Source organism: Pseudoalteromonas sp. MelDa3, assembly GCF_002863625.1.
GTDB classification, from domain to species: domain Bacteria; phylum Pseudomonadota; class Gammaproteobacteria; order Enterobacterales; family Alteromonadaceae; genus Pseudoalteromonas; species Pseudoalteromonas arctica.
In genome coordinates, this window is record NZ_PJBR01000007.1 from 20,373 (window position 1) to 44,624 (window position 24,252).

Annotated in this window: 22 protein-coding genes; 6 read left to right on the forward strand and 16 right to left on the reverse strand. The window is 39.7% G+C overall.

The window, feature by feature from the left end; translation table 11 throughout:
• Nucleotides 1-238 precede the first annotated feature (238 nt).
• Nucleotides 239-1,405 (forward strand): nucleotide sugar dehydrogenase, encoded by a 1,167-nt coding sequence (locus CXF89_RS01885; protein WP_121953654.1) that lies wholly within the window; start codon nt 239-241, stop codon nt 1,403-1,405.
• A gap of 122 nt (nt 1,406-1,527) precedes the next feature.
• Here CXF89_RS01885 and CXF89_RS01890 read toward each other — a convergent pair whose 3' ends face one another.
• From CXF89_RS01890 to lptD, 7 genes are all read right to left on the reverse strand, one after another.
• Nucleotides 1,528-3,543 carry a methyl-accepting chemotaxis protein gene (locus CXF89_RS01890; protein WP_121953655.1) on the reverse strand — a complete coding sequence of 672 codons (2,016 nt, stop codon included), beginning with the start codon at nt 3,541-3,543 and terminating at the stop codon, nt 1,528-1,530.
• A 136-nt stretch (nt 3,544-3,679) separates the two neighbouring features.
• Complete coding sequence (locus tag CXF89_RS01895) at nt 3,680-4,498, reverse strand: symmetrical bis(5'-nucleosyl)-tetraphosphatase (RefSeq protein ID WP_121953656.1); 819 nt, start codon at nt 4,496-4,498, stop codon at nt 3,680-3,682.
• An 8-nt stretch (nt 4,499-4,506) separates the two neighbouring features.
• Nucleotides 4,507-4,896 (reverse strand): Co2+/Mg2+ efflux protein ApaG, encoded by a 390-nt coding sequence (gene apaG, locus CXF89_RS01900; RefSeq protein WP_007585091.1) that lies wholly within the window; start codon nt 4,894-4,896, stop codon nt 4,507-4,509.
• Nucleotides 4,880-5,686, reverse strand: a complete 807-nt coding sequence (gene rsmA / locus CXF89_RS01905) for a 16S rRNA (adenine(1518)-N(6)/adenine(1519)-N(6))-dimethyltransferase RsmA (protein WP_007585090.1) — start codon at nt 5,684-5,686, stop codon at nt 4,880-4,882. Before rsmA ends, apaG begins: the two co-directional genes overlap by 17 nt.
• Nucleotides 5,683-6,675 carry a 4-hydroxythreonine-4-phosphate dehydrogenase PdxA gene (gene pdxA, locus CXF89_RS01910; protein WP_007585088.1) on the reverse strand — a complete coding sequence of 331 codons (993 nt, stop codon included), beginning with the start codon at nt 6,673-6,675 and terminating at the stop codon, nt 5,683-5,685. The genes rsmA and pdxA overlap by 4 nt, the downstream gene beginning before the upstream one ends.
• A 2-nt stretch (nt 6,676-6,677) precedes the next feature.
• Nucleotides 6,678-7,973, reverse strand: coding sequence for a peptidylprolyl isomerase SurA (gene surA / locus CXF89_RS01915; RefSeq protein ID WP_121953657.1), 1,296 nt, complete (start codon nt 7,971-7,973; stop codon nt 6,678-6,680).
• 39 nt (nt 7,974-8,012) lie between these two features.
• Nucleotides 8,013-10,265: an LPS assembly protein LptD gene (gene lptD / locus CXF89_RS01920; RefSeq protein WP_121953658.1), complete on the reverse strand. Its 2,253-nt coding sequence runs from the start codon at nt 10,263-10,265 to the stop codon at nt 8,013-8,015.
• Between the two features lie 111 nt (nt 10,266-10,376).
• On the opposite strand from lptD, the gene CXF89_RS01925 reads away from it, so the two are divergent.
• The 3 genes from CXF89_RS01925 to djlA are packed head-to-tail and all read left to right on the forward strand — an operon-like array spanning nt 10,377 to nt 12,929.
• A complete protein-coding gene (locus CXF89_RS01925) occupies nt 10,377-11,378 on the forward strand; it encodes an aminoglycoside phosphotransferase family protein (RefSeq protein WP_121953659.1) in 1,002 nt (333 codons plus the stop codon).
• Complete coding sequence (gene murU, locus CXF89_RS01930) at nt 11,375-12,031, forward strand: N-acetylmuramate alpha-1-phosphate uridylyltransferase MurU (protein ID WP_121953660.1); 657 nt, start codon at nt 11,375-11,377, stop codon at nt 12,029-12,031. The genes CXF89_RS01925 and murU overlap by 4 nt, the downstream gene beginning before the upstream one ends.
• A gap of 31 nt (nt 12,032-12,062) precedes the next feature.
• Nucleotides 12,063-12,929 (forward strand): co-chaperone DjlA, encoded by an 867-nt coding sequence (gene djlA / locus CXF89_RS01935; protein ID WP_121953661.1) that lies wholly within the window; start codon nt 12,063-12,065, stop codon nt 12,927-12,929.
• On the opposite strand, the gene CXF89_RS01940 is transcribed toward djlA, so the two are convergent.
• From CXF89_RS01940 to rsuA, 3 genes are all read right to left on the reverse strand, one after another.
• Nucleotides 12,912-13,862: a DUF3530 family protein gene (locus CXF89_RS01940; RefSeq protein WP_121953662.1), complete on the reverse strand. Its 951-nt coding sequence runs from the start codon at nt 13,860-13,862 to the stop codon at nt 12,912-12,914. The genes djlA and CXF89_RS01940 overlap by 18 nt on opposite strands.
• A 92-nt stretch (nt 13,863-13,954) precedes the next feature.
• Nucleotides 13,955-14,608, reverse strand: coding sequence for a bifunctional tRNA pseudouridine(32) synthase/23S rRNA pseudouridine(746) synthase RluA (gene rluA / locus CXF89_RS01945; RefSeq protein WP_024589793.1), 654 nt, complete (start codon nt 14,606-14,608; stop codon nt 13,955-13,957).
• A 119-nt stretch (nt 14,609-14,727) separates the two neighbouring features.
• Nucleotides 14,728-15,426 (reverse strand): 16S rRNA pseudouridine(516) synthase RsuA, encoded by a 699-nt coding sequence (gene rsuA / locus CXF89_RS01950; RefSeq protein ID WP_121953663.1) that lies wholly within the window; start codon nt 15,424-15,426, stop codon nt 14,728-14,730.
• 59 nt (nt 15,427-15,485) lie between these two features.
• Here rsuA and zapE point away from each other — a divergent pair, with 59 nt between their 5' ends.
• The gene (gene zapE, locus CXF89_RS01955) at nt 15,486-16,595 is read left to right on the forward strand and encodes a cell division protein ZapE (RefSeq protein WP_121953664.1); all 1,110 of its coding nucleotides are present in this window, start codon (nt 15,486-15,488) and stop codon (nt 16,593-16,595) included.
• Between the two features lie 244 nt (nt 16,596-16,839).
• On the opposite strand, the gene CXF89_RS01960 is transcribed toward zapE, so the two are convergent.
• Genes CXF89_RS01960 through CXF89_RS01985 form a run of 6 tightly spaced genes read right to left on the reverse strand, consistent with a single transcriptional unit; the run spans nt 16,840 to nt 21,834 of the window.
• Nucleotides 16,840-18,252 (reverse strand): tetratricopeptide repeat protein, encoded by a 1,413-nt coding sequence (locus CXF89_RS01960; protein WP_121953724.1) that lies wholly within the window; start codon nt 18,250-18,252, stop codon nt 16,840-16,842.
• A gap of 19 nt (nt 18,253-18,271) precedes the next feature.
• Nucleotides 18,272-18,928, reverse strand: coding sequence for an energy transducer TonB (locus CXF89_RS01965; protein WP_121953665.1), 657 nt, complete (start codon nt 18,926-18,928; stop codon nt 18,272-18,274).
• Nucleotide 18,929: 1 nt separating this feature from the next.
• A complete protein-coding gene (locus tag CXF89_RS01970; RefSeq protein WP_036981164.1) occupies nt 18,930-19,334 on the reverse strand; it encodes an ExbD/TolR family protein in 405 nt (134 codons plus the stop codon).
• Between the two features lie 4 nt (nt 19,335-19,338).
• Nucleotides 19,339-19,719 carry a MotA/TolQ/ExbB proton channel family protein gene (locus CXF89_RS01975; RefSeq protein WP_002960812.1) on the reverse strand — a complete coding sequence of 127 codons (381 nt, stop codon included), beginning with the start codon at nt 19,717-19,719 and terminating at the stop codon, nt 19,339-19,341.
• On the reverse strand, nt 19,712-21,061 hold the full coding sequence (locus CXF89_RS01980) for a MotA/TolQ/ExbB proton channel family protein (protein WP_121953666.1): 1,350 nt from the start codon (nt 21,059-21,061) through the stop codon (nt 19,712-19,714). Before CXF89_RS01980 ends, CXF89_RS01975 begins: the two co-directional genes overlap by 8 nt.
• Complete coding sequence (locus tag CXF89_RS01985) at nt 21,061-21,834, reverse strand: DUF3450 family protein (protein WP_121953667.1); 774 nt, start codon at nt 21,832-21,834, stop codon at nt 21,061-21,063. Before CXF89_RS01985 ends, CXF89_RS01980 begins: the two co-directional genes overlap by 1 nt.
• A gap of 217 nt (nt 21,835-22,051) precedes the next feature.
• Between CXF89_RS01985 and CXF89_RS01990 the strand changes: the two genes are divergently transcribed.
• On the forward strand, nt 22,052-24,232 hold the full coding sequence (locus CXF89_RS01990; RefSeq protein WP_121953668.1) for a TonB-dependent receptor: 2,181 nt from the start codon (nt 22,052-22,054) through the stop codon (nt 24,230-24,232).
• The last annotated feature ends 20 nt before the right edge of the window (nt 24,233-24,252 follow it).

Genomic DNA, 24,252 nt, shown 5'->3' on the forward strand with positions numbered 1-24,252 from the left:
TATCGGGTTAATACCCTGATGAAAGCCGCATTTTATGCGGCTTTTTTTTGCATTGATTTTACGCTTCTTTACTCATAGATAATTCTACTTTTAAAGCTTAACCTCCTCACTCTGTTGTACTATACGATCCATAAATCGTGTTATGACACTCTTATAATAAATCATTCGCACGTCTTCGCTTTCGCGTGAGGCTCTGTTAAAATTAGCCGGATAAGTACCGAGTTTTAAAAGGAATGATATGAAAATCACTATTGTCGGCACCGGATATGTTGGTCTTTCTAATGCAATGCTGCTTGCACAAAATAATGAAGTTGTAGCGCTTGATATTGACGAGCATAAAATTGCGCTTTTAAATAATAAACAGTCCCCGATTGTTGATACCGAGATAAGTGAATTTTTAACACGCAGTGATTTGAATTTCACTGCAACAACGGATAAAATAGCTGCTTATAAAAATGCTGATTTTATAATTATTGCTACACCTACTGATTATGATGTAGAAAATAACTACTTTAATACAGACTCTGTAGAAGCTGTTATTAAAGATGCTATCTCGCATAGCCCAATGGCCGTAATGATAATTAAATCAACTATTCCAGTTGGTTTTACACAAAGCATTAAAGAGCAGCTAGGCATAGATAATTTAATTTTTTCACCAGAGTTTTTACGTGAAGGTAAAGCACTCCACGATAACTTATATCCGTCGCGAATTGTCGTTGGTGAGCAAAGTGAGCGAGCAGCTATATTTGCTAACTTACTCAAGCAAGGTGCTATCAAAAAAGATATTGAAGTATTATTTACCGATTCAACTGAAGCGGAAGCTATTAAGTTGTTCTCTAATACTTACCTTGCAATGCGAGTTGCCTACTTCAACGAGTTAGATAGTTACGCAGAATCACATGGCTTAAACAGTAAGCAAGTTATACAAGGTGTTAGTTTAGATCCACGCATAGGCAATCATTACAATAATCCATCGTTTGGCTATGGAGGCTACTGTTTACCTAAAGATACTAAGCAATTACTCGCAAATTATGCAAATGTACCCAATAATATTATTGGTGCGATAGTTGATGCAAATACGACGCGTAAAGATTTCATTGCAAATTCAATAATTAAGCGCAATCCAAAAGTGGTTGGTGTGTACCGTTTAGTGATGAAAACTGGATCTGATAACTTTAGGGCATCAGCGATTCAAGGCATTATGAAGCGTATTAAAGCGAAAGGTATTGAGGTTGTGGTTTACGAGCCTGTACTTGAAGAAAGTGAGTTTTATCATTCACGCGTAATTAAAGATCTCAACGAGTTCAAAGAAATATCTGACGTTGTTGTATCAAATCGTATGGTTGAAGAACTGAGTGATATTGCTGATAAAGTGTATACACGTGATTTGTTTGGCAGTGATTAGTCGAATAAAAGAGAAAAGCTGTTAAAGCCGTTTTACTTTGTACGCTAGTAATTGTTATTTCTAACATATAAATAAAACCCCTATGATACACCGTATCATAGGGGTTTTTGTATTCTAATAACCTAAACTTTAAATTCGTCTACCGACAAGCGAAGCTCTTCGGCCAGTTTTGCTACTTCTGAGCTTGAGATATTAGTTTGGTTTGCCCCCTCGGCTGTTTGCTCTGCGATGGCTACAATTGACTCAAGGCGTTCGCTAATTTCTTGTGCTACTTGTTGTTGCTCAAGTGCAGCAGTCGAGATTTCTTCACTTACATCGTGAGCTTGCGAAACTGCAAATGTAATTGAATCAAGTGCGCTACTTGCTAGGTCGGTTTGCTCAACACATGATACGGCACGTTGCTTACCTTTACTCATTGCCGTTACAGCAGCTTCTGCGCCAGTTTGTAGCGATTCAATCATTGATTGTATTTCTTGTGTAGACTCTTGAGTTTTACTCGCTAGAGAGCGAACTTCGTCCGCTACAACAGCAAAGCCGCGACCATATTCACCAGCGCGTGCAGCTTCAATTGCGGCATTTAGTGCAAGTAGGTTGGTTTGGTCAGCTATGCCGCGTATTACATCTAAAATGCTGCCTATTGATGCGCTATCTTGATGTAGTTTATTGATTACTTGTGAGGCGTCGTCTACTTCACGTGCTAACTGTTCAATCGTGGCTTTATTGTTATTCGAAATACCTTTAACACGCTCAGCTTCTTTATCAGCATTTTTAATTTCGTTAAGTGCTTGTTGAGCGCTGTTGCTAACCGTTTGTGATGTACTGCTCATTTCGGTCGTTGCAGTGGCTGCTTGTTCAACTTGTGCTTGCTGGTTACGAATTGCTTGGCTTGATTCTGCGGTAATGGCAGATGTTTGCTCTGATGCTGCAGCTAGCTGAGTTGAGCGTGAAATAATGCCTTTAATTAGGCTGCGTAAGTTATCAATTAAGGTGTTACAACTTTTAGATAGTTCGCCAAATTCGTCTTTAGCGCTGTCGTCTAAGCGTTGTGTCATGTCACCACTGGCAACAATATCTAAAATTCGGTTAACTTCAGCAAGTGGTTTAGTAATACGACTAACAGTAATAATAGCAATAGCTACAGCTAAAAGGGTGGCTATAATCATACCAACCCACGTCCATAAATTTGCAGAGTCTACGTCGCTGCGCACGCCTTGCTGTAATTTGAACGCAACGTCACTTGCTTGATTAACTAACTCATCAATTTGGTTAAGTGCCATTTTAGTGGCTTGCTCTGATTGGGCAAGCTCTGATTCTGTTAGGGTAATCGAATCAATTAAACGCTTTTTGTTTGCAGCTAAGCCATTACTCCCCTTGATATTGCTTTCTAAAATATCAACATACTCTTTTAGACTTGAATATAAGTCGCTATGAGTTTGCTCTATTGCTGGCTTAATTAAATCAACGGTACGTGTAACCTCTTCAAGGTAATAAGTTTGCTCATTTTTCACTATATCGAGTGTATTAAGGGTTTTAACAGTGAGCATGTCAGTACTATTATTAACTACCGACATAAAGTTGTTTTCTAAATTGTTTGCAGCTTGATAAGCACGAGGGTGGTTTTGTTCAAACCCGTCAATGTCGATAATATCGAGTACAACAGAGTTAGCATCTTCTGCACTTAGCTCTATATTTTCTAATTGTGCTTTTAATGTTTTGTTTAATGCGAGTTGTTTGCTTTTATCTTCTAATAAATTTTCAACCGTACTTAAAAAGCTCAAATAGGTTTTTTCTACATTTTGGCTGCTTTGATTAAGTGCAACATCGTCTTTTACTACGTCTTGAAGTTCACGATGAAGGGTATTGAATAACTGTTTTTGCTCAAGAACATGTGCTTTTATTGGTGCAAGTTCATTGGCTGATGTAGTGTAAAAGCTCGCTTGAGCGGCTTTACTCATTAAAATAAATTCGGCTTGTAGTTCTGAGCTTTTATTGAGTGCTGGAAGTGATAGTTGATTCACTTTTTGAGTGGAACGGTCAATATTTGCAATTTTTATTAAGGAATTACCACCAATTATTAATAATAATAGTGTGATAAATATAAAACCACCCCAAATACGCTGGCTTACTGTCAGGTTCATAAGATTTCCACTCAAAAGTACTTCAATTAAGACTTATCGGCGTTTGTACCAATAAGTTAAGTAATTAAAATCAATTACTTTAACTAATTTTAACTATTAATTGATAAATCTAACAGATGTATTGTTTTTTTTCAGTTTATTTAGACGAAAGGTAGGATTTTTCTACAATTACTTTTTTAGTACTTAGCTCCATTAGGGTCATGGTGTTACCCCACACACAGCCTGTATCTAAGGCGTGAACTCGTGGATTACCTGTCCTACCTTCAAGTGCTGCCCAGTGGCCAAAAATAATATCGTGTTTCGTTTTAGCTATATTCGGATGGTTAAACCAAGGGATTAGTGTTTGGCTATCGGTTATTGCACCCTTTTCATTAAGCTCGAGTGTGTTATCACTTGTTAAAAAGCGCATGCGGGTAAAATAGTTAACTATGTATCTAAATTTTGCAAAGTCATCAAGATTGCTTGACCACTCAATAGGATGAGGCTGATACATGTGTTCAAAAAACGCTTTAGCATTGTTTGATTGATAACAGCTTTGTGCAAATTGTGCGTGTTTTAGCGCATCTTCAATAGACCAATCGGGGTTTAATCCGGCATGAGAAATAAAGCAGTTATGTTTTATAAGCTCTAAGGCCAATGGTTGGGTTTGTAAAAAGGCGATGTAACGCGCTAATTTTGGGCTTTCAAATATTGGGTTTAGTTTATCTTTTGGATTGGTAGGTTTGTTAAGAAAGTAGCAGGCAACCATGTGAAGGTCGTGATTGCCTAAAGTGATGGTCATGCTATTTTGATGTTGGTAAATGTAGTCTAAGCAGGCTAGGGAGTCTGGCCCGCGGGCAACTATGTCGCCAACTAAATAAAGGTGATCTTTGCTTGGGTTAAAATCAACTCGTTGCAAAAGGGTGTTAAATTCACTAAAACACCCTTGTAAATCACCTATCGCATAATCTGCCATCTAAATGCTTAATGCAAAATGTTAGGACAAGCCAAACGAAACACATTAATAGGCGCCTGAAACTCAGAGCCAAATTCGTTGCGTAACGTGTAATGGCCTTGCATTGTGCCTACAGGTGTATCTAAAATTGCACCGCTGGTGTATTTATAGCTTTCGCCTGGGCCAATGTCTGGCATTTCGCCAACAACGCCTTCACCTTCTACTACTACTTCTTTGCCATTTGCATCGGTAATTAACCAATAGCGGCTCAGTAATTTTGCACTACATAAACTATGGTTTTTAATCGTTACTGAGTAAGCAAATACGTATTTTTCAAGCTCAGGTTGAGATTGACCTTCTACGTAAAATGTTTCTACAGACACCTTTACAGGCGATCCAATATTACTGCTTGTTGTCATAAATCCAATTAGCTATATCAATAAATTGTTGTAAAGATAAGCGCTCAGCACGCAGCGTTATATCAATGCCAATGCTAGTAAGCTCTTCTGCAGTTAGTAAATTACCTAAACTGTTACGCAGTGTTTTACGGCGTTGATTAAAGGCTTCTAAACACACTGTGTTTAATATTTTAACGCTTTTTGCTGTACGTTGCTCTGGCTTCTTAGGTATTAAACGTATAACAGCAGAGTCAACTTTTGGCGCTGGTTTAAAGCACTCAGGTGGTACTTCAACAACCGGCATTGCATTACAGTAGTATTGAGTCATTACGCTTAAGCGGCCAAATGTTTTACTACCTGGGCCAGCTACCATGCGTTTTACTACTTCTTTTTGAAGCATAAAGTGCATGTGCTCAATATGATCTGAAAATTCAAAAAGATGAAACAATAACGGTGTCGAAATGTTGTAAGGTAGATTACCAAACACTTTTAATTTTTTGTCATCGCGAACCAAGCTTGCAAAGTCAAACGTCATTGCATCGCCTTGGTTAACGGTTAATTTAGGACCCAAAAATGGGTGTTCAATTAATCGTTGCGCTAAATCTTTATCTAATTCAACAACCGTTAAATGACCGCTTAATTCAGCTACTGGCTCAGTAATTGCGCCAAGGCCGGGGCCAATTTCTACTAGGTTGTCTTCTGGTTTAGGATCGATCGCAGAGACTATTTTATCGATGATAGATTCATCAAATAAAAAGTTTTGCCCAAAACGCTTACGAGCGCGGTGTCCTAAATGTACTTTATCGGTCATTGATTTTGTGCTTTTTCTTGGGCGAGCTTAATTGCTTCGCGGATCGCTAATTCAAAACTGCCAACGTCAGCTGTACCAGTCCCTGCTAAATCGAGTGCAGTACCGTGGTCAACTGAAGTGCGGATAAATGGTAAGCCAAGGGTAATATTTACCGATTTACCAAATCCCTTGTATTTTAGCACAGGTAATCCCTGATCGTGATACATAGCAAGCACTGCATCTGCTTCAGATAGGTATTTATCTTGAAATAAGGTATCGGCCGGTAGTGGGCCAATTAAATTCATACCTTCGCTTCTAAGTATCTCAAGCGTTGGCGTGATTGTTTCTATTTCTTCACGACCTAAATGGCCATCTTCACCTGCATGCGGGTTTAAGCCACACACTAAAATACGTGGTTTTTCTATACCAAACTTAGTTTGTAAGTCGTGATTTAAAATACCCGCTACTTTAGTTAAACGCTCAGGTGTAATGGCACGCGATACATACGCTAGTGGAATATGCGTGGTTACAAGTGCAACGCGTAAGCCCTCTGTTGCAAGCATCATAACTACATCAGCAGTATTTGATTGCTGCGCAAAATACTCAGTGTGCCCACTAAACGAAATACCTGCTTTGTTAATTATACCTTTGTGAACCGGGCCCGTAACGACTGCATCGAAGGTGCCATCCATGTTTTTTTCGCTTGCTATACGCAAGGTATCTAACACGTATTGTCCGTTACCGTCGTTTAGTACGCCTAGTTCTACATCAACCCCTAAATCAACCTGATGAATATACAAGCTGCCAGCAGGTGCTGCGATGGCGGGGGCATTATCATCAAATTTAATTAAGTTTATTGTTAAGCCTAAATGTTTTGCACGCTCTTTTAATAGTTTGCCATCGGCAATCGCTATAAGTTGAACATCCCACGCTTGCTGAGCAAGCGTGAGTAGCAAATCTGGGCCAATACCGGCTGGTTCACCCGGTGTAATAGCTATTCTTAGGGTCATATTTATTGGTCTATAGGGAAAATTTCAACGTGAGCTTGCTCGCGCATTTCTTGCTGCCAGTTAAAACTTTCTTCCTTAAATTTACGGTTAAACAACATACCGTGAGCACGGTTACGTTTAGCTAGCTCAGTTTTATCAGCTACACGTTTACCAAGTAACTGAACAATATGCCAACCAAACTGTGTTCTAAACGGTTCGCTTATTTCGTCTTGCTTAAGAGAAAGCAATGTATCTTTAAACGCAGGTACGTAAGTTGTTGGATCAGTCCAATCGTACTCGCCACCTTTAAGTGCAGAGCCTGGATCTTCTGAGTATTCTTTAGCTAACTTTCCAAAGTCGGCCGTTCCTGCGCGTAAGTCTTTTGCAAAGCCAGCAAGCATAGAGCGTGCTTTTTCTTCGCTTAAAATAATCGAAGGTTTAATTAGTATATGGCGTGAGCGTACTTCTGTTGTTTCTACAACTTGTAGACCACGAACATCTTGTACTTTAATGATATGAAAACCAGCACCAGAGCGAAGAGGGCCAACAATAGCGCCTTTCTTTTGGCCTTTTACTGCTTCAGCAAAAAGCGATGGCATTTCGTTAATGCCCATGTAACCAAGCTGTCCACCTTCAAGTGCTTTAGAGCCGCTTGATGATGAAATAGCAATACGTTTAAATTCTTGGCCATCGTTTAATAGCTCAATAACTTTATCTGCGCGTGTTTTTGCGCCAGCAATTTCGTCTGCATTCGCATCGTTAGGGATATCTATTAAAATATGACCAATGTCGTACTCTTCAGCACTTTGACCTTGGGTTTCCATAATTTTTAAAAGGTTATCAACTTCTTGTTCGCTAATATAAATACGGCGATCGACACTTGCACGTGTTACTTGTTGCGTTGTAATTTCTTTACGAATTTCTTCACGGTAAGCTTGAAAGCTTTCGCCCGAATCTTCAATAGTACGGCGTAAATCTGCAATTGTGCCACCTTGCTCTTGTGCCATGCTAGCAAGGGTTTGATCGAGTTGGCTGTCTGAGATTTGTAACCCCATACGGTCAGCCATTTGTATCATAAGGGCTTGATTTACTAAACGCTCAACGGCTTGTACACGAAGAGTTTCATCTTTTGGTAATTGCTGGTTTTGTTCTTCGGCTTGCTTTTTAACACGATTAATAATGGTGTCTACTTCGCTTTTTAAAATTACGCCTTGGTTTACAACGCCAATAACTTTATCTATTTCTACTGGTGCGGCCATTGCACTTTGACAAAGGCTGGCACTTAAAACTGCTGATGTTAATAATTTTTTTAAATTCATATTCTTTTTACTACTCTTGCTGATAGTACTGTTGTGATACTAGTTACTAAGAAAATACGGTCTACGATAGCCAAAAATACCTTGTTGTAATAATTTTTGTGCATCATAACGGCTTTTACTGCCAAGTCCTTTTAATACAAAATTCAAACTAATACCTGAATCAAAAGTTGCTTGTTCTTGGCCTATTGATTGATTTAAATCTGTTTCAATTTGGCGGTGCCCAGTAATTTGGATAGCCCAACAGCATGATTCATACTGTAATCCGCTCAATACTTCGATACTTCTGTTGTTTTCAAGATCTCGATGATAGCTTGCAATAAATTGCCATTCGTCGCTAATAGGAATACTTGTAAATACACCTGCTTGCTCGATTGTATTTCCTGAGACATCATTTGCATAGCGATGGTTCAATTGTACTAGCTGATTATTATCACCTTTATAATCAAGCGTTACATTTGACTGTACCATTTGCTTGCCATCTGTATCGTATTGAATACCTCCAGCGAGGTACCAACGGCGGTGCCAATGTAACATGGTTTGAGCTGCAAATAGTGCATTATAATTAGTGTCTGAGTTCAAGCCTTGCTCTGTTGGCTTGGCATCGTCACTTAAATAAAATATTTGGCCGGCACTAAAATTAAATACTTCTTCCTGTTTTTTATCAAATAGGCGCGTTGTAGCACCTAAAGTAAACTGATTCGCTGCTGCTATGCGGTCAACACCTGAAAAGCGCACGTCTCTAAATAAACCATAATAATCGTCTTGTAGCTTGGTTGTATCAAACAAGCCAATGTCTGACTGGTCTTTATTAGGTGTATATAAATATTGAATTTGCGGCTCTAGTGTTTGTATAGCATCTTCAAAAAAGTAAGATGCGTCGCGCTCAAAATTAAGCTGAGAATACAAACGTACTTTAGGAATAGTACGCGATATGGTATCGCTGTATTGCGTGCCTGTTAAGTTTCCGCTTTGCTTATAATTAGTTTGTAATAAGCTCACTTCAGATAAAAATGACCACGCATGCGTTGCGTAGTTGTAGCGGGCTTTTGGCTCTACGTGTACACGAGTTGCGCTGTCTATGGCCACTTCTGATGAATCATTAGTAAAATGGCTAATCTCCCCAGACACACTAAAGTCAAAATTATCAAAACGCCAAGGGGCAGTTTGCGTAAAATTAACTTGCGGTATAGCAGTGTATGACTCTAAGTGATCGCCCAGTACTTCAAAGTTTTGTACTTTAATATCGGTGCGCCATGTTTCACCTAAATGAGTAAGTGAACCAGTACGATACAGCTGTGTATCGGTTTTACTTGCGTAATTTGAGCTTAAATCGGTGATGTAGTTATCATCGCTTACATTGGTTACATCAACGTTTGCGCGCCAGTTTTCACCTAGGTAGCTTTGCTGTTGCCAATGAAACATGTAGCGTTCATTCAAGTCTGGCTCTGAATCATCACTATCTAAATATTCAATCCCTACTAAGCCTTCATGTTGCTCTGTTAGGTATCTAAATTCGGTTTGTAGTTGTAGCCCTTTGTTAGACATATAACGAGGCGTAATAGTGGCATCAAAATTAGGTGCAATATTTAAATAGTACGGCGTAATTGTTTCAAGGCCGTATTTATCAGAGCTTGAAATAGTCGGGGTAAGTAAACCCGATTTACGGCGTTCATCCAGCGGGAATGTAAAATAAGGTAAATATAAAACCGGTGTATCGAGAATACGTAATACGGCGTTATATGTTTCGCCCCAACCTTCTTCGCGTGAAAGGTTTATTTCGTCAGCTTCAATTTCCCATACTGGGGTGTCACTTGGGCAAGTAGTAAAGCTTGCATTCATGAGTAATAGGCCAGACTGATTAACAGTAAGCTTTTCAGCGCCGCCTTTACCTTGTTGTTCGGTTAGGCTGTAGTCGGCGCCTAACAAACTGACTTCTGAATTATTTAAATCGGCATTTAATCCGGTGCTGTTTACTTTACTTACGTAATCTTGATAAGTAATTGGCCCCGTTGCATTTAATAAACCACGCTGTTTGTCTATCAACGCAGTTTGTGCGGACAAACTCATCTTAAGGGTGTTAATATCAACATTGCCGGTAAATTCAGCGCTTTGAGTGCCAAGTAGCTCAACATCATCAGCTTGAATATCAACTTCACCAAGGTTAAGGCCTTCAAGTGGTTGCCAAGCTCTGGTTTGCATTGAAATGCCACAAAGGTTGTGTGTCAGTTCAGTTTCGGCAAGCGATGGTGCGCTAACTACGCTTAGCATCAATATGCCCCAGGTTTTGCTCATTTATCGACCTTAATACTGTGTGTTTAATATAATATACACATAATAAAGGAAAATAATGGCAATTACAGTAATTGACCTAATTAACTTAGTGAAAAATAGATATCTTATAAAATGACACGCTTTGAGAATTTACAACAATTTATAAACATACACCTTAATGCCAAGTCGCATACTTTAAACGCGATCACAGGTGATGCTAGCTTTCGCCGTTATTACCGTTTAAATCACGATAATAAGCATTTAATAGTGATGGACTCAGATCCAAAAAAAGTAAATAACGAACCTTACATTTCACTAAATCAGGTGTTTGTTGAGCAAGGTTTTTTACTTCCTACTATTATTGCAAGTGATGAGAAACAAGGCTTTTTTGTTCTTAGTGATTTAGGGAGTACGCACCTAGCTGACATGCTTGATGATGCAAACCGCACCGAGCACTATCAAGCATTAATTAGTTTAAGCGCTCAATGGGCTAAAACGCCGGCAGCTTCTGCTATGCAAGCGTACAACGAAGATTTTATAACACTAGAACTTGATATATTTAGCCAGTGGTTAGTGAATGACTTTATTAATGAGCCACTAAACGCAGAGCAAAACGTAATGTGGCAAACAAGTTCAGCGCTATTAATAAAGGCCATGCTTGAGCAGCCCACTGTTACCGTTCATCGCGATTACCATAGCCGTAATATTATGAACAGTAACGGCCAGTGGGCAATTATAGATTATCAAGATGCTGTACGTGGGCCGCTTTGCTACGACTTGGTATCGCTACTACGCGATTGCTACTTTAAACTGCCTCAAAAAGAGTTAACAAGCTTGCTTGATTTTGCTTATCAGGAATTTACGGCTCAAAATTTACTGGCTAATACTTCATTTGATGAGTTTAAATATTGGTTTGATTTAACTGGATTACAGCGCCACTTAAAAGCTGCGGGTATATTTTGTCGATTGTATTTACGCGATGGTAAAACAGGTTATTTAGATAATATTCTACCGACTCTTGATTACATTATTGAAGTAGCGGCAAATTACCCAGAGCTTAAAGCATTGAGTGAGTGGACAAAAAATACCATAGTGCCAAAAGTGACTGAAAAGTTGGCAAAGGAGCGCTCATGAAAGCGATGATTTTAGCTGCAGGGCGCGGACAGCGTATGATGCCGCTTACGCAAAATATGCCAAAGCCAATGTTAAAAGTGGCAGGAAAACCACTTATTGAGCACCATATAAATAATCTTAAAGCTGCCAGTATTACCGATATTGTAATAAACCTTGCGTGGCAAGGTGATAAAATAAAAGACTACTTTAAAGATGGCAGCCAATTTGGCGTAAATATACTTTATAGCCAAGAAGTTGAAGGTGGCCTTGAAACGGCTGGCGGTATAATTGAAGCGTTACCGCTGTTGGGTGACTCGTTCATTGTAGTAAATGGCGATGTATACACCGACTATGATGTAAGTGCGCTAATGCAACTTCATTTACAGCCCGGTGAGGCGCACATAGTGCTTATAGAAAACCCGCCACACAATCCAGATGGCGACTTTGCATTGAGCCATTTATCGGCCGAGAGTCAAAAATATACATTTTCGGGGATTGGCAGATATCAGGCTGATTTTTTTAAAGGGTTAACGCAAGGTATTCGCCCTTTAGGGCCTATTTTACGTGAAAAGCTAAATGAACATTTAGTCTCTACTGAGCTCTATATAGGGCAGTGGGATGACATTGGTACACCAGAGCGTTTAAACCAATTAAACACGCGCCTTGAGGCGTAACAACTCAATTTTTAAGAAGGCAGTATTATAGATGTGGGGAAAAATTCTCGGTTTTTGTTTTGGTTTTATGTTTGGCAAAATATTTGGTGCCATTTTAGGTTTATACCTAGGTCATTTATTTGATAAAAGCTTAAAAAATAACTTTGATAAAGCAGGCGGTTTTTCTAGCTTATTTAGTGGTGATGATGTTCACGAGCGCCAAGCTTTATTCTTTTCAAGCTGCTTTGCTGTCATGGGGCACATTGCGAAGTCGAACGGTCGAGTCAGCGAAGTACATATAAAAGCGGCTAACTTGTTTATGGATGAAATGGGCTTAAAGGGCGAAGAACGCCGCGAAGCACAACATGCATTTCAGTCAGGTAAAGAGAGCGACTTTTCACTTAAAGAAACAGTACACGATTTTAAAGAACGCTTTGCTAAACGAAACGATCTAATACAGTTATTTTTAGAAATACAAATTCAAATGGCGTTTTCTGATGGAGTGCTAGCCGAACAAGAAAAGCAATTATTAGCAGAAGTAAGTAAACAGCTAGGCATTTCTAAAACACACTTTGCATTTGCATTAAAGCGCTACCAAGCAGAGTTTAACTTTAGAAAGCAACAACAGCGCTTTAATCAGCAGCAACAAAACCAAGGTCAAAGTAGTAGTTACCGTGAGGGTTCTGGCCACCATGTACCGCCAAATAATAATATGAACCGTGCGCAAGCATTGGCGTTATTAGGCTTAAGTAGCGATGCAACGCAGCGTGATATAAAAGTAGCGTACCGTAAACTTATGTCGCAACATCATCCAGATAAATTAGTATCGCAAGGTTTACCAAAACACATGATGGAACTGGCTGTTAAAAAGAGCCAAGATATTCAAGCTGCTTATGAGTATTTAAAAAAGTCGGCGTAAAAAGCCGTCTATTTCTTTTGTTAGGCGTGCGTGTTGATCGGGTTGATCGCGCAGGCCAAACAACTGGCGTTGGCGGTAATCAAATTTTGCATTTCGGTCAACCCAGCGCTGACGATTTTTAAGGCTCATTAAAATGTCTGTGCTGTCATTTGCATAGTAAATATCAAGTAAGGCGGGTGTAACAAGTGATGCTGTTTGGCTCAAGCTTTCGTTACGCTTTGTATTAGGTAAGTAACTACTTAAACTGATAAATGCCTCAACTCTCTCGTCCGGAAAATCTGCATAGTACTCCAATAACACACCTGCACTCGTGCCTTGTGCTATAACTACTATATTACTCGAATCTTCCATAGCGGTTTGATACAGCGCATTAAATCGAGAAATGAGATTTATTTTATAGTTATCAAGTATGTCGTCAGTTACTTTTTCAATTGCATTAACGTAATGAGGTTCTTCTTTTATTTTTGCAGGCTGCGATTGGGCGTTTTTTGCTGTGTCGGGTGATGCAAGTTCCTCGGCTTTACTAGGAGCAGCTTCGGTTTCGCTGGGCATTGCTTCGGCCATTTTACTTGCTTGCCAATCAATGTCGGGTACTGTCATTGCGTAGGTGCTGTAACCTAAATTATTAAGCTCTTTGCGCAAGTAGCTCATACCTGAATTATTGGTAGGTGAAGAATGCCAGTCGGGTATAAGTATTACTATACCTCTAAAATTACTACTCATATACTCGCTGTAAAGGCTTAAAAATTCTGTTTCACCCGCCAATATAGGCTTTATTTCATCGCTTGGAAGTAGTCGCTCAATGTCGCTATTTTCAATGCTTGATAGATTAGGTGGGGCAATATGTTCAGCCGCGCTGATGGGGTTAGCTAAAAGTAGGGCACAGCTGAGCTGTATATAAAAAGCCCTTTTTAAAAACCGTGGAAATAGCATAACGCACCTAACTAATGACAATTAGTTAGGTATCGGCAAGGTTATCTAAAAGTTTAATAGATAGAGCGAATTAGCTAGTGAATTTGAACCTGTTAAAACTCTAATTCGGCTTCAAAAGTAAGTACTTGCTCAGTTACGGGGTGCTTTAATTGCAGCATTTGTGCATGTAATTGTAAGCGAGGAGCGGCAGCAAGTGCCTCTTTGTGGGCGTAAAGTCTATCACCTAAAATAGGATGACCAAGGCTTAACATATGCACACGTAGTTGATGCGAGCGACCAGTGATGGGAGTTAGCTCTACACGGGTTGCATTTTCTTCACGCTCAAGTATTTTGAAATGCGTAAGCGAAGGTTTACCTCTGTCGTGATCAACCATTTGTTTTGGGCGATTAGGCCAATCACAAATAAGGGGTAAATCTACTGATCCTGTTTCAGCTTCAAGTTGTCCGTATACACGTGCTATGTAACGTTTAGCTGTTTCGCGCTCTTGAAACTGCATACTTAAATGTCTGTGCGCTGCTTTATTCATGGCAAGGCACAGTATGCCAGAAGTCGCCATATCTAAGCGGTGCACTATTCTCGCTGTTGGAAAAACACGATTAACACGATTAATTAAGCTGTCGGCATGTTTAGGATCTTTACCTGGGACAGTTAATAACTCACTTGGTTTATTAACTATCAGTAAGTCGTCATCCTGAAAAAGTATCGTTAAATACGGACTCATAGGGGGATTGTAATTAACTAACACGGCCGACCTTAGTAATTTTGAAGGTCGCTATTTTAGTAGAGCAGGCCAACAGGCTCAAGTAAAAGTTTGGCTATATTGTTTTAACTAATAATCCAAGCCTTAGCTCCTTTAAAGCACTTTTATAGCTTAATTTCTTGCGCTGTTAATAATCGATATTCACCACTAGCCAAGTTTTCATCTAGGGTAATTTCCGCAATTTGCTCGCGATGCAGCTCAACTACTTTGTTATCTACAGCGTAAAGCATACGCTTAACTTGATGATATTTACCTTCACTTATTGATAAACGCAGGCCGTAATTAGCAAGTCTCTCTGCTATAGCTGGGCGGGTTAAATCTTTTTCGTTATGCAGCATGACACCTGTTCGTAATTGCTCAAGTGCTTCATCGGTAATAGGCTCTTGGGTTTCGACTAGGTAGGTTTTAAATTTATTGCTTTTAGGCGACGTAATTTTATGTGACCAATCGCCATCATTAGTAATAATAACTAACCCTGTGGTATCTATATCAAGACGACCTGCTACATGAAAGTCGCTCATATTTGGCTCATCAAGTAAGTCAAAAACAGTTTTATGTAGCTCGTCACTGTTAGCACATACATAGCCAACAGGTTTATTTAGCATGTAATAGCGCTTACCTAAAAATACCAAAGGCGCACCTTGGTGCAGTACTTCATCTTGCTGGGCTAGCTGAAAATTATGTGATGTGATTACTTCGCCATTAACGCTTACTTCTTTTCGCTTAATACTCGCGCGAGCTTGGGTACGCGGTATTTCAGCTAAGTGGCTAATAAATTTATCTAAGCGGCAAGGGAATTTCATTTTGGTTCACATTTTTAGTCGGCTACAATGGGCGCGATTATAGCCGATAGTGAAATACCATGACAGTGCACAGCACACAAATTTTAAGCCTTTACCAAGCAAAAATAGACACAGGTGAACTGTGTTTTGATGCTGCGCAGAAAAATGCAGTGGAAGCTTTAAATACGCTAAGCGAGCAACTTCAAGCTCACACATCATGGTGGCAAAAAGCGACTTTAATAAAAGGTGTTTATTTATACGGACCCGTAGGGCGTGGTAAATCCATGTTAATGGATTTATTTTATAAAAACCTACCTATTGAGCAAAAGCAGCGGCTGCATTTTCATCATTTTATAGCACAAGTGCATGCCCAACTTTCGCAGCTACAAGGTCAAAAAAATCCACTCATTCTAATTGCAAAACAGTGGGCTAAAAATATTCGTGTATTGTGTTTTGACGAGTTTTTTGTGAGCGACATTGGCGATGCCATGATTATGTCCAGATTGTTCAATGCATTGTTTGAACAAGGTGTTGTGCTGGTGGCCACATCGAACGCAAAGCCAGAGCAACTTTATTACAACGGCCTGCAACGGGCGCGATTTTTACCTACTATCGATTTAATTAATAACCATTGCCATATAATTAACGTGGCAGGGGAGGATGATCACCGCTTTAGATATGGTAAAAACAGTCGTCACTATTTTATTAATTTATCAAATCACGATTTTAAAAATGAGTTTTTAGCTTCGTATCCGGTTGTAACATGTAGCAATACAATTACTGTGCATGGCCGCGATTTACCTTATTTATTAAAAGCAGATAACGCCTTGATGATTGATTTTATGGCGTTATGCTCAGGCCCTCGTAGTGCTAACGATTATATGTTGTTAGCAACACAATTTGATGTGTTATATGTATCGAACGTGCCGCAAATGGGTGTTAAAGCAACGGGTAAAGTTATTGTTCATGGTATAGAAGATAGTTACCAACGCGAAAAGCAAACACTTGATGAGCATACTTTTGACGACGAAGCACGGCGCTTTATTGCCTTAGTAGATGAGTTTTACGATTGCCATAAGTTGCTGGTAATAAATGCGCAAACCGACATTGAACATTTGTATAAAGGTAAAAAGTTGAGCTTTGAATATGCACGCACACAATCACGCATAGTCGAAATGCAAAATTGGTAACGCTTTAATATATATTGTAAACGAGCTTGCTCACGTGAGAAGCGCAGCTTTTAATATTTATAACTGATTACTTATTGGTTTCTCTAAAGCGAAGCACCCTCTAAACCTCTTTGTGAATAAATCACTTAAGATCTTATTGCACAAAGAGGAGTAAATGAGAAAACATTAAAGCATAGAAATTACGAGCTTTGCTCGTCACGCCAGCAAGCTGTGTCTACAGGAAAGTTTAACCACGGTGTTAAACTTACCCTTCTTGGCGCACTATATTCTCAAGGGCGCGAATATTAGTAATTAAATCCTGGCGTTGTGGGTTTGCTTGTAATGCTTTTCTAAGATGCTTTAGCGCGCTTGAGTAGTCTTTAGAATCAATCGCTATTTGCGATAACCCAAGCCATGCAGATAGTTGATAGTCAGGCAGAGCCTGTGCGCGTACATACATTAATCTAGCTTGCGTAAGCTGATTTTTATCACGATAAATACTCGCTAAACTAAGTAGGGCATCACCTAAATTCGGGTTTATTTTAAGTGCGTTATTTAAGCTTTTAAGAGCACGTTTAGTATTACCTTGTTGCATAGCAATTTGTGCGCTGTATACAGAAAACTGGGCTTGTTCATCACGGGGTAGTTGCTTAGTTAATCTTTTTGCGCTGCCTATTAGATCTTTAGCTAAATCCCATTTTTGTTGAGATACAAGCCAGCCTAAAGTTTGCACCGTGGTATTAATAACCTCAACTTGCTGCTGTTTAGTGGCGTGTTTTAAACCTTGCTTTAATAAACTAACAGCGCGTTCACTGCTACCTTCACTTAAGTGCAACTGAGCTGCTAAAAGCTGGTTGCTGGTATCTTTAGGGTTGAGTTTTAAGGCCACTTCAATAGCAGCAAGCGCTTGCTTTTTTTGATCAAGTTGTAACGCTGTTTGTGCACGTTGCAACCAAAGCTCAGCTTTATCAGGGGTTTTATTGAGTAACTCTTTTAATAATGCATTTGCCTGGCTTAAATCACCCGATTCAATTAACGCAAACAATAGCCCTTGTTGATATTGGCTTGTTTCTGGCGCTAGCATCAGTGCTTGGCGGTACGCCGCTACTGCGCTCCAAGGCTGGCTGTGCTGCACGTGTATATAAGCAAGTTGCGCATAACTTTGTGCGTCAGCTTGGCCAAGCTCAATACTATGAACTAAGTGTGTTTGCGCTTTATCATACTTTGCTTGTTGCATGTATAAAAGGCTCAAACCTTGGTGTGCTTTTACTAAATCAGGTGAAGCTTTTAAACACGCCAAGTAAGCTAGTTCAGCGTTATTAAAGTCTTTTGTTGAAAGCAGTACTTGTGCACGTAATAAGTTTAAAGCAGTGCTATCTTGGCTTATATCACGGCCTTTAAATAGCGCAGCGACTTCACTGTAATTACCTGCTTGTAAAAGTGGTTGCACTTGGCGAGCAAAACCGCGCTCGGTCGGTTCAATAAGAACTTCTGTAGGACCCAGTAATTTATTATTTATAGCTAATTGCCATGTTGGATCGCTAGGCGATAACGTTACTTTTAGTGGCGTACTTATGGCGCTAGCATGCATGCTAGTTACACCTAATAAAGGGAATGAGTACATTAAAGTAGTGATAACTGCGCGAGTTAATGGTTTTAGCGTTTTAATTACGTTCATGTTTTTCATTTTAATAGGCTTAAGGTTTAAATTCGATTGGTAAAGTGAAGCGAGTACGAACCGCTTTACCTTCTTTTTTTGGTACACTAAAGCGGATTTTTTTTATGATGCTGTCGACAACGGGTTTAATTTCAGGGTATGGGTTTTGTAATACTTCGATTAAAGTAACTTTACCGTTTTCATCTATAAAAACATCGAGCTTTACAATAAATACATCGACACCTTGGCGGGTTAAACTTTTTGGTATTACCGCTTTTACAGGTGTGAGTGGTACGGGCGGCCTATCAAGGTCGCTTAGGCTAAATGCATCCCAATTTACACTCATTGATTGCCATTGTGGCGCGCTTACTTTTACGTTAGGTGTATCGGGTTTTACAATACTTAAATTGCTGTTGATCTTAATTTTTACGGCTTGAATAGACGCGCCTGCACCTTCTACCGCCAAGCTTTGCATTGGCTCACTTGTTTGCTGTTGCGATATTGATGGAGGAGGGGGCGGTGGCAGTGCCACCATGGCAACCTCACGTACAACCACTTTGTCTTGTATATGATGTTCGGCAAGTTGCCCAAGCCATAAAAGCAGTAATGCAGCACTAAGTACAATGAGGCTAAGGCCAAATGCAAACAGTGGATGGCGATTGTTTTTTGTTTTTTGAAGCGAGTTAATCGTGTGCATATTATTGCTTCGTAGCTAAGTTAACTTGCGCCGCGCCTGCCAGCTTTGCTTCGTCAATTACTTGAACAAGTAATTCAGTTGGTACTGTTTTATCAGCTTGAATAACCACAGGGCGTTGTTGCTGTTTTAACATTTGCTCGACACTACTACGCACGCCAGCAACACCAATTTGGCTACCATCAAAAAATACTTGTTGGTTGTCGGTTATTGCTAAAAATATAACTTGCTGCTCAAGACGGCTGGCCGATACGGCTTGTGGTTTATCAACCTCAACACCGCTTTCGCGTACAAATACGGTTGTAACAATAAAAAATATTAGCAATATAAATACCACATCAAGTAGTGGCGACATATCGATATGTTGCCCCGCTTCTTGCTCTAGCTTGTGCTTTAATCGTGATTGCATAGTGTTACCCTAACTGTTTACTTAACGTATGTAATTTAGGATTACGCTGCGAATACGCTAAGTAAGCTTGCATTAACCACGCGGGAATAGCGCACACAAGGCCCAATTGAGTTGTTAGCAATGCATCACCAATGGCGTCACTCATTAACTCGTTATGGCCCAGCGCCATTACTTTAAATGTATCAAGCAAACCAACAATGGTGCCTAATAAACCAAGTAGCGGAAGAGCGGCAGTTAAAATAGAGCTTACCTCTTGCCAGTAGCCTTTGCGCTGCGCTTGGTATTGTTTAAGGTGCAGTAAGTCATGAAAAATCAGCTGGTATACAAATAAAGCGAGTAAAAGAATACACCAGCAAATAGGGTTACTAACGATTTTTTCAAACATTGGTTTCTCCTTTTTCTAGTTGACTTAGCTGTAATGCAAAGCCTTCTAGTTGGCTGTAGTACGCTTTTGCTTTACGTGATAGCAATGCATTTAATACCAATGCAGGGATGGCAACGACTAAACCCAATTCGGTTGTTATAAGTGCTTGTGCAATACCGCCCGATACAACTTCTGGGTCACCTGAGCCAAACAAGGTCATCATTTTAAATGTTTCAATCATGCCGCTAACAGTACCTAACAAGCCAAGTAGTGGAGCTACTGCAGCTGTAACGGCAATAGCGCCAATAAAGTTATCGAGTTTATGCTTATCGTGAATTAACTGATTAAATAATTGATCGTCTCGTACTTGGCCTTTTTCGCTTTGCAGCGTTAAGTTAAATAGCTGCTGCTGCATACCTGCAAATTCACTGCTATTTTCAGCTTTAAAAAGTTGCTGTAATTGCATTTGAGAGTGCATTTTAATTTTACTTAAACGCAGTAGTTGCGCGGCTTTTAATAGCGCAATGGTTAGTGCAAAGCAGGCAAATAAAATAATAGGGATAGCCCATAAACCGCCTTTCTCTAGGTGTTCAAGCGGACTTTCTTGTTGGGCTTGGCTAGTTACTAAGTGCGTTAAACTAGGATCAAAAGTAAGTAATGTTGAGCCTACACCGTTTTGCTTTAAAGTATTATCGAGTGGGTTATCGTCACTTGTAGATTGTACTAACGCTACTTTTAATGCATTAGATTCATCATCCAAATTTAATAAGCCCATAAGTTTAGGTTTTTGCGTACTAAACCATGCAACAGGCCCTACTTGAAGGGTATTAGCTTGGCTTAATTCGCCATTACTTAGCACAATCGATTGTTTTTTAAACTGCGGATAAAGTGCCTGTTCTTGATTATTAATTTGCGATATAACGCGGCTTAATAACTCATTTTGATTATTAGTCGCGTTGTTATTACCTGAACCATTGCCTGCATTATTACCGGTACTATTGCTGGTATTTTGGCGCACAAAACGGCTAAGTAAGTTTAATTGATATTGCTGTTGCTGTTGCCAAGTGTCTAATCGGGTTTGTAACTGATCGAGGCTTAATGTGTTTTCGTCAGCTAGGCGGCGATTAACTGCGGCTTGTTCGCGTAATTTACTGAGCGATTGCTGCTTGGTAAAAATTTGCTTTGCAAGGGTCGCTTGCTCTTTTGAAATACTATTTTGAGTTTTACTTAGAGTACGTTGCGCTGTTTTAATATCAGTTAAAATACTTTGTTTAGCATCATCACTGCTAGCTGCAAAAGAAATGTTTGCACTTAAAAGTAAAACTGTGGCGCTAAATACTTTAATTATGCTGTTAGTAGCCATTATTTAGCCCCTTGCTGGTTTTTATTTACATAACTTAATATTGGGAGTGTTACCCAATCAGCAGCGCGCTTTTTTTGCTGTACAGCAATACCCAGTGCAACTTGCTCAGCATTAATGCTTGGGTCAAATTCCCACTGCCAACCTAAGTCACTTGGAAAACCAATACCTACGTAACTTAAATCTTCGCTTACAAACCATGCTTGTGCTGCACCTAAATAAAGCTGCTTTACCCACACTTCTTGCCCGTCAGGATGCTTAATAGCCATTTCGTGAATTGAAATACGTTGTTGAAAATCATTAAGTAGAGTCAGCATTTTTAGCGCTGTTTGTAATTTGTCAGTTGTACTGAGCTGTGAGTCGCTTAAATCACCAGTGTTTTTCCAACTACTTAAAAGTGGCGGGGGTAATTGCACTTGTAATGAAAGTAATTGCCCAGAAATACGTGCTAGTTGATCATTTAATTGCTGTTGATCATTTTCAAGTTCTGATTGCTTAGTAACAAGCTGTTCGCGTTTTTGGGCAAGCTCACTGGTGCTTTTTTTTCTACGCTGATTAAGCTCGCTAAGTTGCTGCTGCTCAGCATTTAGAAGCGTTAAGGTTTGCTCCATGCTGCTTTTTTGTTCAAGCCAATGAGTATTTAATTCTGTGTTTTGATTTTCTATTTGTAGCCATTTATTAACGAGTTGTTCTAGCTCACTAACAGTGTCGGCCTTTACTGCCATGGTGCTACAAAGCGCGATAACTACGCTAATTGGTTTAATTAAGCTTCGCATTACTTAACAACAATCCTGAAAGTTACGACAAGCAATTACAGGGACGTAATTACTGTTAATTTTTGAGTGTGTATACAATATAGGAATTCACATAACAATGCAATTGATAACAGTTATCGTTTACATTGCGTTGTTTGAGTGGTAGGATTTCGCCGAAATTAAATATGTACCTTAAATTAACAATAGTTAAGTGCTTAATAAAAATTACGGAGTAACCATGAGTAAGCCATCGAATAAAGTAAATACCTACGTGAAGCCAATTGCAGCGGTTGTTACAGCAACGCTTTCAACTTGGGCAAGTGCACAAGATGTTCAAGAGCTGGCTGTAGTAAAAGCACAAACGGTAACTGAGTCTAGCTATGTTGTTGAAAAATCAACGTCGCATAAATACACTCAACCGCTACTTGATACAGCTAAAACTGTAACAGTAATTAACCAAGCGGTAATGAAAGATAGAAACGTAGATAGCTTACGTGATGCTTTGCGTAATGTTTCAGGTATTTCTTTAGCAGCAGGTGAGGGTGGTTCACCTACTGGCGATAGCATGTCGATTCGTGGTTTTAGTGCTACAAATGATATTTTTGTAGATGGTATTCGTGATGTTGCAGGTTATACACGTGATATTTACAACATTGAAGCCGTTGAAGTTGCAAAAGGCCCAGGCTCAGCAGTTTCTGGTCGTGGCGCAACAGGTGGTAGTGTTAATTTAGAAAGTAAAAAGGCGAAGTTAGACAGCTTTAACGACGTTTCGCTACGTTTAGGTACAGAAAACGATTACCGTGGTCGTTTTGATACTAACATTCAAGTAAACGACACAAGCGCACTACGTATAAACCTTCTTACTGATAAAGGTGATGTTGCAGGTCGTGACCATATTGAAAACGAAACAAATGCTGTTGCGTTTGCATTTGCAACAGGGCTTGGTACAAACAGCCGTTTTGATTTAAACCTAGAGTATCAACGCCAAGACAATTTACCAGATTACGGCATTCCGTGGGTTTACAGTGATACGCCAGTAGCTGAACTTGCAGATAGCGCGCGCTCACCTTCTCCTGTCGATTTTGATAATTTTTACGGTAATATTTATCGTGATTACGAAGATATTGAAGCCTACTCAACAACAGCTCGTTATGAGTATGATTTTTCTCAAAATACTACGTTACGTGTTCAAGGTCGTTTAGGTAAAGTAAAACGTGAATCAGTAACAACTGCACCGCGTTACTTCTCTGTTACAACAGACACTGACATTACCTTTGCAGATGAAAAAACACGTGATACAGAAAATTCACTTGCTGCACTTCAAGTTGATTTAATTGGTAACTATGAATTTGCTGGCTTTACTCACGATGTTGTAGTGGGTGTTGAGCTTGCAAATGAAACGTTTACACGCCATAACTTTGTTGCCACTACGCCTGATAACCTAATTGAAGATGGAATACGCAACGACTTATACAACCCTGATGCAACAATTGCATTTACGGGTGTGTACGGCCGTGACGGTACAAGCATTGAGGCTAAAGCTAAAAACCAAGCTATTTATGCATTTGATACAGTGACACTTAACAAGCAATGGGAAGTTACAGGCGGAATTCGCTTTGATAGCTTCACTACGGATTATCACAACGATTACAATGACCCAAGCGCTTTAATTTCTACAAGTGACGACTTATTTAGCTGGAATGCAGCTGTAGTTTATAAACCTACAGAAAATGGCAGTGTATATTTAGGCGCAGGTAATTCATTTAACCCATCGGCTGAAAGCCTAACGGTATCTACGCGTTCAAATGCAGCTGATTTAGATGCAGAAGAAAGCCGTAGTTATGAATTAGGAACTAAATGGAGCCTAATGGATGGTCGCCTGCAAACTAATGCTGCACTTTTCCGTACTGAAAAAACCAATGCCCGTACTGATGACCCATTTGCAGATAGCTCAAGTGATGAAATACTCGGTGGTGAACAGCGCGTACAAGGTTTAGAGCTTTCAGCAACTGGGCTAATTACTAAAGAGTGGACTGTAATTGCTTCATACACTTACCAAGATAGCGAAGTAACTAAAGCATTAGGCGACGACGCAACTCAAATTGGTAACGAGCTTGCACGTACGCCTAAAAATAGCGCGAGTGTTTGGACTACGTACGATATGTCGGATAAATTATCGTTTGGTTTAGGTGCGCAATATGTAGGTGAGCGTTACAACGGGACTACGTCAACACGCTCTCGTGCGCCAGGTTATACTATTTTTGACCTGATGGTTGCGTATGACATATCAAAAGATTTGAGTCTGCAGTTTAATGGTGAAAACCTAGGTGATAAAGATTACGTTGATCAGTTAGGTGGTGGACACTTTGTACCAGGTGATGGTCGTAAGTTTAGCTTAACAGCGAGCTACTCTTTCTAAGAGTAAAATAAGTACGGCAT

Excerpts from the sequence above, each read along its gene's own strand:
- CXF89_RS01885 (WP_121953654.1), top strand. The coding sequence starts at position 239 with ATGAAAATCACTATTGTCGGCACCGGATATGTTGGTCTTTCTAATGCA.
- CXF89_RS01890 (WP_121953655.1), bottom strand. The coding sequence starts at position 3,543 with ATGAACCTGACAGTAAGCCAGCGTATTTGGGGTGGTTTTATATTTATC.
- CXF89_RS01895 (WP_121953656.1), bottom strand. The coding sequence starts at position 4,498 with ATGGCAGATTATGCGATAGGTGATTTACAAGGGTGTTTTAGTGAATTT.
- apaG (WP_007585091.1), bottom strand. The coding sequence starts at position 4,896 with ATGACAACAAGCAGTAATATTGGATCGCCTGTAAAGGTGTCTGTAGAA.
- rsmA (WP_007585090.1), bottom strand. The coding sequence starts at position 5,686 with ATGACCGATAAAGTACATTTAGGACACCGCGCTCGTAAGCGTTTTGGG.
- pdxA (WP_007585088.1), bottom strand. The coding sequence starts at position 6,675 with ATGACCCTAAGAATAGCTATTACACCGGGTGAACCAGCCGGTATTGGC.
- surA (WP_121953657.1), bottom strand. The coding sequence starts at position 7,973 with ATGAATTTAAAAAAATTATTAACATCAGCAGTTTTAAGTGCCAGCCTT.
- lptD (WP_121953658.1), bottom strand. The coding sequence starts at position 10,265 with ATGAGCAAAACCTGGGGCATATTGATGCTAAGCGTAGTTAGCGCACCA.
- CXF89_RS01925 (WP_121953659.1), top strand. The coding sequence starts at position 10,377 with ATGACACGCTTTGAGAATTTACAACAATTTATAAACATACACCTTAAT.
- murU (WP_121953660.1), top strand. The coding sequence starts at position 11,375 with ATGAAAGCGATGATTTTAGCTGCAGGGCGCGGACAGCGTATGATGCCG.
- djlA (WP_121953661.1), top strand. The coding sequence starts at position 12,063 with ATGTGGGGAAAAATTCTCGGTTTTTGTTTTGGTTTTATGTTTGGCAAA.
- CXF89_RS01940 (WP_121953662.1), bottom strand. The coding sequence starts at position 13,862 with ATGCTATTTCCACGGTTTTTAAAAAGGGCTTTTTATATACAGCTCAGC.
- rsuA (WP_121953663.1), bottom strand. The coding sequence starts at position 15,426 with ATGAAATTCCCTTGCCGCTTAGATAAATTTATTAGCCACTTAGCTGAA.
- zapE (WP_121953664.1), top strand. The coding sequence starts at position 15,486 with ATGACAGTGCACAGCACACAAATTTTAAGCCTTTACCAAGCAAAAATA.
- CXF89_RS01960 (WP_121953724.1), bottom strand. The coding sequence starts at position 18,252 with ATGAACGTAATTAAAACGCTAAAACCATTAACTCGCGCAGTTATCACT.
- CXF89_RS01965 (WP_121953665.1), bottom strand. The coding sequence starts at position 18,928 with ATGCACACGATTAACTCGCTTCAAAAAACAAAAAACAATCGCCATCCA.
- CXF89_RS01970 (WP_036981164.1), bottom strand. The coding sequence starts at position 19,334 with ATGCAATCACGATTAAAGCACAAGCTAGAGCAAGAAGCGGGGCAACAT.
- CXF89_RS01975 (WP_002960812.1), bottom strand. The coding sequence starts at position 19,719 with ATGTTTGAAAAAATCGTTAGTAACCCTATTTGCTGGTGTATTCTTTTA.
- CXF89_RS01980 (WP_121953666.1), bottom strand. The coding sequence starts at position 21,061 with ATGGCTACTAACAGCATAATTAAAGTATTTAGCGCCACAGTTTTACTT.
- CXF89_RS01985 (WP_121953667.1), bottom strand. The coding sequence starts at position 21,834 with ATGCGAAGCTTAATTAAACCAATTAGCGTAGTTATCGCGCTTTGTAGC.
- CXF89_RS01990 (WP_121953668.1), top strand. The coding sequence starts at position 22,052 with ATGAGTAAGCCATCGAATAAAGTAAATACCTACGTGAAGCCAATTGCA.